We start from the raw sequence: 13,006 nt of genomic DNA, 5'->3' as shown, positions 1-13,006 counted from the left end.
ATAAACTAGTAAAAGTAGTCTAATAAAGTAGTAAAGTTTTATATAACAAGAAAGAAACCTTATTATAACCTACACTATCTTTTATTAACTAATTAGGCTACTTTTCTCAAAAAAGATAAAACATGAAAAATCAAATATATAGTTTAGTTATGGTGCTATTCATTGGAATTAGCTCCTTTGCACAAGCTCCTAACTGGACAGTAAATGAAAATGAGTATGAATATACAATGACCTTTATTGCATTTTTAAATGTAAATGGAAAAACCTTAACAAATACTAATGACAAAGTTGCTGCTTTTGTTAATGATGAAGTAAGAGGTGTTGCAAACCTTTCATACAATAGTAATGCAAATGGGTATTTTGCTTATTTAACAGTATTTTCTAATACAGGAAATGAAACGATTAATTTTAAAATTTACGACGCGGAAAGTAATAGTATTTCCAATGCTGTACAAAGTCAAACTTTTAGTATTAATGAACATTATGGTTCTACATTTCAAGCATACAGTATTGCTAGTCCTGCTTTAAACAATGAAGCAGAAATTACCAATTTTGGTTTTGAAGGTGTAACAATAACCTCTCAAACCATTGCTAATGGACAAATAAATATAGTAGTAGACCAAAGTGTAAACATTACCTCTTTAAAAGCTAATTTTCAAACTAGTAACGGAGCTACCCTTTTTTATAATTCTAATATTGTAGCATCTGGTCAAAACACATTTGATTTCAGCAATCCAATTACTTTTGCTGTTCGATCTGAAGACCAATCTAAGGTTCAAAACTGGACTGTTACCATAACCAAAAGTTCAGGAGTAGTTACCTATTACAAAAAAGATGCTGTATGTTATAATGGTGGAGCTATAAAAGTAATCTTTAATAAAGATAATGCAGTTGTTACTCTTTATAAAAACAATGCTTTTTATGCTTCGCAAACAATTAATAACGGTGAAACTATTTTTAGAGATTTAGAACCTAATAATTACACCATAAACGTTAGCGGAAATAGTAAACAAATAACTATAAATCAAAAGCAATAATTATGATGACTAGAAAAATAATTAACATCGCAATGATAGTCCTTCTTACTATTTCTTTAGGTTGTAGTAATGATGATGAAGTTATAGAAGAAGCTGTTGTAGCAGAAACAACGGCTAAAAAAATAATCATTGGTAAAAATGATTTTATCGACATCCGTTTTGTGCATGAGGATGGAAGTGAAATTTTAGATGGAGAATGTATTGACCCTAATAAAACCTATGGTATTGCTATAGAACTTAGACTTAAAAGGTTTCCTAACTGGAAAACAGAACCTATTTTCTATACCGTGAATGGCGTTCTATACAATATGTCCTTTACTCAAAACGACACAAAAGTAAACCCAATTCGTCTTGAATTTGATACAAATCAAGCACAATTAGTAGAACAAGGAAGATTAGTTGATACTATTACTGTTCTTAATCAAGGTGATTTTGAACTTGTAGAATAATTTTTATTAGAAATCCCTCCGCAAAGGCATCTTTTTCATTTGTTTGACATGAATGAAAAGGTGCCTTTTTTAATTTTTAAAGTAAAAATGTTATTGTTGTTATGCCCGAGACTCGGAATTGTCTTTGTTGATAAAACAAAGGTATCAGCGAGTACCGGAAATAGTTCTTCACTATAAAAAAACCGTCCTCGGAACGTCACGGACGGTTCTATTCATTCAACAGAGGCTTCAGCGAGCCTCGGGGAAGCTTCTATTTTTATTAATTCACTTCAAAACAATTTAAAGTTTTACTATGTAGTGGTTATTATTTATATTTTATATGAATACCTTTGTAAACCAAACTTTTAAACTCTAATGAAGAAGTATTTTATACTATCTTTTTTAATCTTATCCATAAAACTAACTTATAGTCAAAAAGATAACGATTATAATACACTTAAAGAACAACTAACAAAGGCTACTACAGATGAACAAAAAGTACTTTCATTAGTAGCTTTAGCTGAATATTTAGTGTATAGAGATTTTAGCGAAGCAGAAGGAAAAGCTCTAAAAGCCATCAGTATTGTAAAAAGTAATTCAAAACTTTTAAAAGAAGGAGGTTTAGGCTCTCCCTATAACATACTAGGCATTATTAAAAGGAAACAAGGGGATTATGCCAATGCTGTAAACTTTTTTTTAAAAGCTAAAGATGCTTTTTCTACTGTTAAAGATTCGAGTAACATTGCCAACACCATGCACAACTTAGGCATGGTATACAGATCCATAAAAAATTACCCTAAATCCATTGAAAGCTATCAAAAAGCTATTTCAATATTGGAGAAATTAGGAAAAAATAAAAAAGGATTAGCGGCTAGTTATAATATGTTAGGTGTATCTTACAGAAAAATGAAGCAACTAGATAAAGCTTTAACTTACTACCAAAAAGCTCAAAAACTTTTCACCGAATTAAATAGTGAAGAAGATTTATATAGAGTTAAAGGTAATTTATCAGTTTTACATACTATAAAAAAAGAATACTCTAAAAGTTTACAACTTAATCTAGATAGGCTTAATTATTACACTAAAGTGGGAAATAAAGCCTCTATAATTTCAACCAACTATAATATTTCTGGAGTATATAAAAAGTTAAAAGATTGGAAAAATGCATTAAAGCATGCCAATACAAGTGTAAAAATGGCTAAAGCTGAAGGAATAAAACCATCTATCCCAAAATATTATAAAAGAATATCTAGAATATACGCTAAACAAAATAAATTTCAAAAAGCACTTGAAAACTACAAACTCTATAAAATATATTCTGACTCTTTAATTAATGATAAAAATTTAAAGAAAATTCAAAGATTAGAGTTAGAAAGTAAATTTAGAAAAGAAAAGCTAAATGATAGTTTACAGTTAGTAAAAGAACGTAAAATAGCGGAAACCAATGCAGAAGTACTCTTCATTAAAAATAAATTAAAATCGCAATGGATGCTATTTGGTGGTCTATTTTTTCTATCATTATTTTTAATTTATTACTTCATCCAGTCTAGGAACTTTGCCATAAAAAAACAAAAGCTTCAAGCTGAGTTTACTCGAAATTTGATTAAAGGACAAGAAGAAGAACGTAATAGAATAGCTAGGGAGCTACACGATAGTGTAGGTCAAAAATTAGTACTTTTAAGTAAAAAATCACAACATGAAAACAGTGAATTTAACAAAATAGTTACCAATACATTAACTGAAGTTAGATCGTTATCAAGAGGGCTTTACCCAGCTAATATTGATACTATAGGAGTAACCGCTGCCATTAAAGCGCTAATTAATGAAATAGATGCTAACACAAATACCTTCTTTACAAATGACATTGACAATATTGATAATCAATTAAATAAAACCACCTCTCTTCATTTGTATAGAATAATTCAAGAAGCACTTAATAATATTATAAAACATTCAGAAGCTAAGTCAGTTTCAATAACCATTCAACGAAAAAATAATTTTATTAATACCACAATAAAAGATAATGGAATTGGTTTTCAGTTTCAAGAAAAACTCAAACAACCAACCAGTTTAGGAATGAAAACCTTAATTAAACGTGCTAAAATTATTAACTCTATATTGAAAATAGAAAGCGAAATTAATTCTGGTACTACCTTAAACCTTACAACCCCCGTGTCTTATGAAGTCTAAAAAAGATGTTTCAATTGTTATTGCCGATGATCATCCTATTCTATTAAAAGGTCTCCACGATCAACTTACCTCTAATGGTTACAATGTAATTGGTCAAGCAGCCAATGGAATGCAAGCCTTAGAATTAATATTAACCTTAAGTCCAACTATTGCTTTACTGGATATTGACATGCCTTTACTTAACGGTTTTGAAGTTATTAAAACCGCTATAGACAAAAAAATATCTACAAAATTTATCATACTATCCTTCCATAAGGAAACTGAATATATAGCACAAGCAAAAACCTTAAATATTAATGGTTATTTATTGAAAGAAGATTCTTTCATGGAAATAGAAAATTGTATTTTATCTGTATGGGAAGGCAACTCTTATTTTAGTAAATCTTTCAACAATTCATCTTTATTATATGCTGATAATGAATTACGAAAACTACAGTACTTAACGCCTTCCGAAACTACAATCTTAAAATTAATTGCGCAACAAACCTCTACAACTGATATTGCTAATTCCTTGTCTGTTTCTAAAAGAACTATAGAAAAACATAGAAGTAATATTATTTCTAAACTTGAACTAGATAGAGAAACCAACACTTTAACAAAATGGACTCTCAATAATAAAAGTATTATTTTAGACTTATAAAATATCCATACGTACTAGTACGAATTTTTTACGTACCAGCACGTATTTTAAAATACAAAGGATACTCATAGTTTTGTATTACTATGAGTATCCCTGTTAAATTATCGTCTGTTGTCATAGCACACAGCTTACCACTTGTTAATACACATTTAAATACTGTTTTAAACACTTTACATTTTGATATTAAAGAAAATACTAATTCTGGCATAAAAGCTTTGAAAAGTATTCTTATTAACAATCCTGATGTGGCTATACTTGATGCCAACCTACCCTATTTAAATGCTATAGATATTATTAAAATCACTATAAGAAAAGAACTTACAACAAAGTTCATTGTTATTTGTAAAAATAACAATGAATACCTTTTCTTTTCAGAAAGAAAAAGACTAAAAACAATTGCTATTCAACTCAACAACAAAAACATAGAAAATTCCTTAACAACAATTTCAGCATCTATTATAGATGCTCTAAATACGCTATAACTTTTATAGTAAACTACCTCGGGGCAAGCCAACGAGGCATTTAATAAGACAATAAATTTAATTTCGAGACAAGTCTCGGGTATTATACCCTTTGGAGGTACCAATAAAAATATACTCCTATTTCGTAACAGACTAACATTGTTTATGTAGTACTAAAAAAGTATCTTTGCCTCTTGAATTTACTACATTAAATAATTTATAATGATAAAAAGTAGCGTTAAAGAACTATTACAGTCTGATAAGTTTTTACAAGAAGTACACGTAAAAGGATGGGTTAGAACTTTTAGAAGCAATCGATTTATTGCTTTAAATGACGGTTCTACTATTAATAATATTCAATGTGTAGTAGATTTTGAAAATTTAGAAGAAAGTTTATTAAAAAGAATTTCTACAGGTGCTGCAATTAGTATTACTGGAACACTTGTTGAAAGTCAAGGTAAAGGACAAAGTGTAGAGATTCAAACAAATACTATTGAAATTTTAGGTGACGCTGATCCTGAAGAAGTAAAGAATACTATTTTACAACCTAAAAGGCACTCTTTAGAGCTATTAAGAAAACAAGCACACTTACGTATTAGAACAAATACATTTAGTGCTATAATGCGTGTTCGTTCTGCACTTTCATTTGCTGTCCATCAATATTTCCAACAAAATGGTTTTTATTATGTAAATACACCAATAATTACAGGTTCAGATGCTGAAGGAGCTGGAGAGATGTTTAAAGTAACCAATTTTGAAGCTAACAAAGCACCTGTTGATGAAAATGGTAATATTGATTATAGTCAAGATTTCTTTGGTAAAGAAACGAACTTAACAGTATCTGGTCAACTTGAAGCTGAAACTTATGCTATGGCATTAGGTAAAGTATATACATTTGGCCCAACATTTAGAGCTGAAAACTCTAATACAACACGTCACTTAGCCGAGTTTTGGATGATAGAACCTGAAGTTGCATTTAATGATTTAGATGCTAACATGGATTTATCTGAAGACTTTATCAAATATGTATTACAATATGTTTTAGATAATTGCCAGGATGATTTAAAATTCTTAGATAATAGGTTAGCTCAAGAAGAAAAAACGAAACCTCAAGCAGAAAGAAGCGAGATGACGCTTATTGAAAAGCTACATTTTGTAGTTGACAATAACTTTAAACGAGTTTCATACACAGAGGCAATTGATATTTTACGCAATTCTAAACCTAACAAAAAGAAAAAATTTCAATTCCCTGTAGATGAATGGGGTGTTGATTTACAATCTGAACATGAGCGTTATTTAGTAGAAAAACATTTTAAATGTCCAGTAATATTATTTGATTATCCAGCAAACATTAAAGCATTTTACATGCGTTTAAATGAAGATGGAAAAACAGTTCGTGCTATGGATGTTTTATTCCCTGGTATTGGAGAAATGGTTGGTGGTAGTCAACGAGAAGAACGTTTAGATGTTTTAAAAGAAAAAATGGCTGCTTTAGGTATTGAAGAAGAAGAATTATGGTGGTATTTAGATACTAGAAAATTTGGTACTGCTGTGCATTCTGGTTTTGGATTAGGTTTTGAACGTTTGGTATTATTCACCACAGGAATGAGTAATATTAGAGATGTTATTCCTTTTCCTAGAACGCCACAAAACGCAGAGTTTTAAAAAAATCATAAAACTTAACAATATATATCGTCATTCCTCATAGAATGGCGATTTTTTTTTCTTGAATCGTTATATTTGTAAAATATGTTAAAACAAAGTTTACATCAAAAATTACTTCAAAAGTTATCTCCTCAGCAAATTCAGCTGATGAAGCTTATTCAATTGCCTACACAAGCATTTGAAGAACGTTTGAAACAAGAAATAGAAGAAAACCCTGCTTTAGATACAGGTAAAGAAGAATCTGACAATTTTGAAGATACTATTGCCAATGATACTGACTATGACGATTCTGGTAATGAAAAAATAGAAGCTGAAGATATTAATATTGATGAATATTTAAGTGATGATGAGTTTCCTAGTTATAAAACTCAAGCTAATAACTATTCTTCAGATGATGACGAAAAACAAGTGCCTTATGCAGCTGGAACAAGCTTTCATCAATCTTTAAAAAATCAGTTAAATACTTTTAGAATTGATGACGAAGAAAAAGCGATTGCTGAGTTTCTCGTAGGAAGTATTGACGATAGTGGTTATATACGAAGAGAAATTATTGATTTAGTAGATGATCTTGCTTTTACTCAAAATGTTTTTACTACAGAAGAAAAAGTTACTGAGGTATTAACTAATGTTGTTCAAAAGCTAGATCCTATTGGGGTTGGTGCATTAAATCTTAAAGAATGTTTAATTATTCAACTTAAAGCTAAATCTGAGAAAGAAAGTAGAGTTTTAGCAATCAAGGTTTTGGAAAATGCTTTTGATCATTTTGTTAAAAAACACTACAAAAAACTTTTAGACAAATTTGATATTAGTGAAGAACGACTTAAAGAAGTTATTTCAGAAATTAGCAAACTAAATCCAAAACCAGGAAGTTCATACGCAGGTAATAATAAAATAGCAGAACAAATTGTTCCTGATTTTACTATTAGAATAGTAGAAGGCACCTTAGAACTTACCTTAAACGCTAGAAATGCTCCTGAATTACATGTATCTAGAGAGTATAATAATATGCTTAAGGGATATCAAGATTCTAAAGATAAAAGTAAGGCTCAGAAAGATGCTGTATTATTTATCAAACAAAAACTAGACGCTGCTAAATGGTTTATTGATGCTATAAAGCAACGTCAGCAAACATTATTGGTTACCATGAGTGCTATTATGCATTATCAAGAAGAATACTTCTTAACAGGTGATGAACGCAAACTAAAGCCAATGATTTTAAAAGATGTTGCTGATGAAATAAATATGGATGTTTCTACAGTTTCTCGTGTAGCTAATAGTAAATATGTTTCCACTCCTTACGGAACAAAACTTATTAAGGAGTTCTTTTCTGAATCAATGAAAAATGATCAAGGAGAAGATGTTTCAACGAGGGAAATTAAAAAGATTCTTGAAAATGTTATTCAAGAAGAGGATAAGAAAAAACCACTTACAGACGAAAAACTTTCTAAACTTTTAAAAGAAAAAGGATATCCTATTGCACGAAGAACTGTTGCTAAATATAGGGAACAATTAGATATTCCTGTTGCAAGATTACGAAAGGAAATTTAATGAGTTGGCATAAATTCATATCAGGAATATTACACCCTATAGTAATGCCAACTATTGGCATTCTTTTGTATCTTATATTTTCTCCTGCTAACTTAAACCAACAACAGCAATTAACCGTATTAGGTATTGTTTTTGTGGCTACATATATTATTCCTTTACTATTATTAGTATTCTTAAAATCTGTAGGCTACATCAATTCCTATCAAGTTTTTAGCATAAAAGAGCGGAAAGTTCCTTTGTTTTTTATGATTGCACTCCTATTTTCTTTAGCACAATTATTTAAAAAACTAAATGCGGTTGAAGATTTAAGTTATCTTTTTTATGGTATTGTATTGGGCTTAGTTATTACATACCTTCTCTTTTTCTTAAAAATAAAATCTAGTTTACATCTTTTATCTATTGGTGGAGCTACTAGCTATTTTTTAATTTTTCAGATGATTCACCAAATAAATTTAATCCCTGTTGTTATTATCTTTATCTTATTATCTGGTCTCTTAGCTTCTTCTAGGCTTTACTTAAAAGCACATACTGTTAAGGAAGTATATATAGGCTTTTTTTTGGGCTTTACTTGTCAATTTATAGTCTATTACATTTTATAAAAGAAAGAAGCTTAAACCAAGTTTAAAATACTTTGTATCAATTGCTGCTCCATTATAATTTACATTTTTAAACAAGGGCGTTAATCCGTAATACATATAAAAGTTAAAAGCACTATATCCTGCAGACATAGTTAAGCCCATTTGCCACTTATTAAAATCATTTAGATTAGTTATTACGTTTCCTACATTGTTCACATCATATGTAAAACGATTATTTACATTATAAATTAACTTTATCCCTGCATATAATCTCCAAAATGAGTATTTCTTAGCATCAGAAGTTCTAAATCGTATCTGTATAGGCATTTCAATATTATGCAACCTTAATTTATTATTGGACGCTCCTTCTAATACTGGAAAAAAATTTGACTTATTATTTTCTTGTATTACATAAATACTGTGATTAAATGAATCATATCCATAACCTAATCCAACTCCTAAAGCAAGTTTTCCACTTCTCTTTAATGGAATATCTTTAATATACCCCATAGAAATTCCATAGGAAAAACTACTCGCTTTAAAACCTTCTGGTTGATTATATAAAACATTATACGTAAAATCCATGTATAATTGATCTTCAAAATAAGCATCACCAATTTGCAGGGAGTCTTTTTGAGAATACCCACAGAAAGAGACAAATAGTAATAAACATACAACTCTATAATTCATAGTATTGATTCTTTTATCAAATAAAACGTAAAAATATAAAACAATCGTATAAAAAAAGTGCAATCTATCGATTGCACTTTTTTAAATATTTAAAATAAATTAAATTACTTTTTAATTGCACTACCTGTATGTGTAGACAAACTTAGCTTAAGAGCATTTACATCTCTTAACTTCTCACGGATATCAGCTAAAGTACCAACACTTGACTCTCTATCTGCCTTGATTGAAGTAGTCATAAAAGGGATTTCAGCATCAGAAACATTCTCTCTTTCTAAAAAGATAAAAGAAGGTACATCTTCTGGCGTACCAATTTTATCATTTAACTGAATTCTATCATAACTCGTTCCGTATTTTCCGTCTTTTGCTTTACCTACGTATATAGTACTTACCAAGCTTTTACGTTCTAATTTCTTCACTTCAGTTGCACTAGGTAACCTAGGTGAGTCAATTAACAAATCCGTTTCTCTCATCGTAGTTGTTACCATGAAAAAGAATAATAACATAAAAACGATATCTGGTAAAGATGCCGTTGATACAGCTGGCATTCCTTTTTTCTTTTTTCCAAATTTAGACATAATCTATCTTGTTTTTAATTATTATTTTACACTTGTAGGATCTGTATCAGAAATAACTTGAGGATAGCTATCCTTAATATCCTTAACTTTTTTCTTTAAAGCTTCGTCCTTTCTATTACTATCTTTAAACGCTTGTTCTAGTTCAGTAAAACTCATCCCATACTTTTCTTGAGATAATCTGTTACGCAACTCAGTATAAGCTCTTAATAACTCATTCTGAACTGTAACATAAGTACCGTATTCAGTACCTCTATCACTCTCAACAGATATAATTGCTTTATTAGGGTGGTCAGAAGATTCTGGATCTCTTTCTCCCTTACAATAATTACATGGGCCAGTTTCAACACCTTCAACTACTTTACCTACTCCACCTCCGTTATCTATAAATTTAACAGCAGCTTCTTTCAAATCTTTTAACTCCATAATTTCACCTTCCACAAAAAGTTGATTATTACGGTTAATACTAATTTCAAAGATATTTTTCTGCTTAATAATCGGTGGCTTAAAATCAATAGGTGGTTTTTCAGCTAATTTCTTAGAAACACCTGAGTCAACATCCATTGTAGTAGTTACAAGGAAAAAGATAAGTAGCAAGAAGGCAATATCTGCCATCGAACCTGCATTAATTTCTGGGTTTTCTCTTCTTGCCATATTACTTTATGATTTAACTAATCCTTTTAATAAATCTATTATAAAAAATACTCCACCAACTCCTAGAAGGATTAAACTAACCCAAATTCCAGTACTGGTAAGCTTAGAAACTTGCGATTGTGCAGCTGCTATTACCTCTCCATTTGCATCATTAACTTGGTTATCTGGAGATAAAATATATGATACTAATAACACTACAGCTAAAGCTGCAATTCCAACTAATGCCTTTTTTAAAGCTGCAGGATTTTTTAACACTCCTAATAAAGAAGCAACAACCGCAGCAACCACAGCCAAACCTAGTAATGCTATAGAATAGGTTACTAATGGTGAAACTGCACTAGACATAGCTTCTGTTTGATCCTCATCAATACCCGATACTCTTAAGAATAAACCGATACCTACTAAAGATAAAACAGCAACTATAATTTTTAATATTTTACTATTCATAATTGTTATGATTACTTTTTATATTTAGCTAATAAATCGATTAAAGAAATCGATGCATCTTCCATGTTATTTACAATACTATCTACTTTAGATACGATGTAATTATAGAAAATTTGTAAGATAATTGCTACTACTAAACCAAATACAGTTGTTAAAAGTGCTACTTTAATACCACCTGCTACTACTGCTGGAGAAATATCATTTGCAACTGCAATTGCATCAAATGCTCCAATCATCCCAATTACTGTTCCCATGAATCCAAGCATCGGTGCTAAAGCAATAAATAATGAGATCCAAGAAATATTCTTTTCTAATAATCCCATTTGAACTCCACCGTATCCTACTACAGCTTTTTCAGCAGCGTCTAAACCTTCATCAGCTCTTTCTAAACCTTGATAAAAGATAGAAGCAACAGGACCTTTTGTGTTTCTACAAACTTCTTTAGCAGCTTCAACACCACCAGAGCTTAACGCTTCATCTACATTAGCTACCAATTTTTTAGTATTGGTTGTAGCCATGTTTAAATATATAATTCTTTCAATTGCTATAGCTAAACCTAAAATTAACGCAACTAATACAATTCCCATAAAGCCAGGACCACCTTCAATAAAACGTTGCTTTAACTCTTGGTGAAAAGTTTTCTCTACCGCATCAGCTGCTTCTTGAGCGTAAGTTGATTGAATAGCTCCTAAGAACATAAATCCTGCAATAGTTAGGATATTTACTACTTTTTTCATTTTGTTATAATTAATTTTAAATAGTTAACGGGTTAAAAATACAAATTTTACTATGATTTTAATAAAAAAACAACAATAAGTCCTGTATTTAGATACAGTTATTGTATTTTCTATTTTCAGAGTGGCAAGTAACAAAAAAATGTTGGTTATTAAAAAAAAAATAACGGTTTTATCTATTAACACTCGCTAAATAGTCTTTTTGTAACGATTTCAAGCTTTTACCAAAAAATAATTAACATTTTTTTAGGTTATTCGCTTATTTCTCCTCTTAATGGTTTTTCAAAATAAGCTCTAAATTCATCTTTTGTCAAGTTTTCTCCTAACAAATACATCATTTTAGCTACCGCAGTTTCAGTAGTTATATCCTTCCCTTCAATAACTCCAATTCTTTTTAAGTCAGAACTAGTTTCGTAATGTCCTAAAATAACACTTCCTCCTGCACATTGAGTAACACTAACTACATAAATGTTTTTTGCTACAAATTCTTCTAATAGATTTAAAAACCATTTTTTAGTAGGAGCATTCCCAGCTCCATAGGTTTCTAAAACAACTCCTCTTAGTCCTTCTATCTGCATATAACTCCTTACTACCTTTTCTGTAATTCCTGGAAATAGTTTTAGTATGGCTACATTATTATCAAACTTTTTTCTAAATATTAATTCGTTTGATTTTTTTTCATTCCTTAATAAAATTGGGTAGTTGAAATTCAAATGCACACCACTCTCTACTAAAGGTGGATAATTCATAGAAGCAAAGGCTTCAAAATGTTCGGCACTAATTTTTGTTGTTCTATTGGCTCTGTATAATTTATATTCAAAATACAAACCAACTTCCTGAATCACTGGTTCTTCATTTTCTTCCGCTGATGCTATTTGAATAGAAGTAATTAAATTTTCTTTAGCATCTGTTCGTAAATCTCCTATTGGTAATTGAGATCCTGTAAAAATTACTGGTTTTTGTAAGTTTTCAAACATAAAACTTATAGCTGAAGACACATAAGACATAGTATCTGAACCTGTTAACACAACAAACCCGTCAAACTTGGTATAATTTTCTGCAATTATCTCAGCAATATCTACATAAAAATCAACATCCATATTAGAAGAATCGATAGGGTCTTCAAAAGAAATTGTTTCAATATCACAATGTAATTGTTGTAACTCTGGAATTTTATTAGATATTTGACTAAAATCAAATGCTTTTAAAGCTCCAGTATTATAATCTTTAACCATACCAATGGTTCCTCCTGTGTATACTATAAGTATTTTAGGTTTTTTTGTCATTTTGACATTTTATTATTTGTTAGTATATTATGGAATAGTTTATGCTGTAAAAATATCAATTAAAAAGAATAAAAAA

Annotated in this window: 14 protein-coding genes; 8 read left to right on the top strand and 6 right to left on the bottom strand. The window is 29.9% G+C overall.

Annotated elements, in window-relative coordinates; all coding sequences use genetic code 11:
- The first annotated feature begins 122 nt into the window (after window positions 1-122).
- From ABNT65_RS18115 to ABNT65_RS18080, 8 genes are all read left to right on the top strand, one after another.
- Window positions 123-1,037: a hypothetical protein gene (locus ABNT65_RS18115; protein WP_348702659.1), complete on the top strand. Its 915-nt coding sequence runs from the start codon at window positions 123-125 to the stop codon at window positions 1,035-1,037.
- A 2-nt stretch (window positions 1,038-1,039) separates the two neighbouring features.
- The gene (locus ABNT65_RS18110; RefSeq protein WP_348746517.1) at window positions 1,040-1,486 is read left to right on the top strand and encodes a hypothetical protein; all 447 of its coding nucleotides are present in this window, start codon (window positions 1,040-1,042) and stop codon (window positions 1,484-1,486) included.
- 354 nt (window positions 1,487-1,840) lie between these two features.
- A complete protein-coding gene (locus ABNT65_RS18105; RefSeq protein WP_348746516.1) occupies window positions 1,841-3,655 on the top strand; it encodes a sensor histidine kinase in 1,815 nt (604 codons plus the stop codon).
- Window positions 3,645-4,295 (top strand): response regulator transcription factor, encoded by a 651-nt coding sequence (locus ABNT65_RS18100; RefSeq protein WP_348746515.1) that lies wholly within the window; start codon window positions 3,645-3,647, stop codon window positions 4,293-4,295. Before ABNT65_RS18105 ends, ABNT65_RS18100 begins: the two co-directional genes overlap by 11 nt.
- An 83-nt stretch (window positions 4,296-4,378) precedes the next feature.
- Entirely contained in the window at window positions 4,379-4,777 is a 399-nt protein-coding gene (locus ABNT65_RS18095) for a hypothetical protein (RefSeq protein WP_348736648.1), read from the top strand.
- 201 nt (window positions 4,778-4,978) lie between these two features.
- Window positions 4,979-6,421: an asparagine--tRNA ligase gene (asnS, locus tag ABNT65_RS18090; RefSeq protein WP_348736650.1), complete on the top strand. Its 1,443-nt coding sequence runs from the start codon at window positions 4,979-4,981 to the stop codon at window positions 6,419-6,421.
- 84 nt (window positions 6,422-6,505) lie between these two features.
- Window positions 6,506-7,969: an RNA polymerase factor sigma-54 gene (gene rpoN, locus ABNT65_RS18085; protein WP_348736652.1), complete on the top strand. Its 1,464-nt coding sequence runs from the start codon at window positions 6,506-6,508 to the stop codon at window positions 7,967-7,969.
- A complete protein-coding gene (locus ABNT65_RS18080) occupies window positions 7,969-8,568 on the top strand; it encodes a hypothetical protein (RefSeq protein WP_348702652.1) in 600 nt (199 codons plus the stop codon). Before rpoN ends, ABNT65_RS18080 begins: the two co-directional genes overlap by 1 nt.
- Here the strand turns inward: ABNT65_RS18080 and ABNT65_RS18075 are convergent.
- The 6 genes from ABNT65_RS18075 to ABNT65_RS18050 form a co-directional block, all read right to left on the bottom strand.
- Window positions 8,563-9,237, bottom strand: coding sequence for a porin family protein (locus tag ABNT65_RS18075; protein WP_348746514.1), 675 nt, complete (start codon window positions 9,235-9,237; stop codon window positions 8,563-8,565). The two genes, ABNT65_RS18080 and ABNT65_RS18075, sit on opposite strands and share 6 nt — an antisense overlap.
- Window positions 9,238-9,341: 104 nt before the next feature.
- Entirely contained in the window at window positions 9,342-9,812 is a 471-nt protein-coding gene (locus ABNT65_RS18070; protein WP_348736658.1) for a biopolymer transporter ExbD, read from the bottom strand.
- A gap of 21 nt (window positions 9,813-9,833) precedes the next feature.
- The gene (locus ABNT65_RS18065; protein ID WP_348736660.1) at window positions 9,834-10,463 is read right to left on the bottom strand and encodes a biopolymer transporter ExbD; all 630 of its coding nucleotides are present in this window, start codon (window positions 10,461-10,463) and stop codon (window positions 9,834-9,836) included.
- Between the two features lie 6 nt (window positions 10,464-10,469).
- Window positions 10,470-10,910 (bottom strand): hypothetical protein, encoded by a 441-nt coding sequence (locus ABNT65_RS18060; protein WP_348736662.1) that lies wholly within the window; start codon window positions 10,908-10,910, stop codon window positions 10,470-10,472.
- 11 nt (window positions 10,911-10,921) lie between these two features.
- Window positions 10,922-11,647, bottom strand: coding sequence for a MotA/TolQ/ExbB proton channel family protein (locus ABNT65_RS18055; protein ID WP_348702647.1), 726 nt, complete (start codon window positions 11,645-11,647; stop codon window positions 10,922-10,924).
- A 248-nt stretch (window positions 11,648-11,895) separates the two neighbouring features.
- Window positions 11,896-12,930 (bottom strand): asparaginase, encoded by a 1,035-nt coding sequence (locus ABNT65_RS18050; RefSeq protein WP_348736664.1) that lies wholly within the window; start codon window positions 12,928-12,930, stop codon window positions 11,896-11,898.
- Between the last annotated feature and the right edge of the window lie 76 nt (window positions 12,931-13,006).

It is taken from the genome of Tenacibaculum sp. 190524A02b, from assembly GCF_964036645.1.
GTDB classification, from domain to species: Bacteria; Bacteroidota; Bacteroidia; order Flavobacteriales; family Flavobacteriaceae; genus Polaribacter; species Polaribacter vairaonense.
The sequence above is the reverse complement of the archived record's forward strand: the minus strand, read 5'-3'. Positions and strand labels throughout refer to the sequence as shown.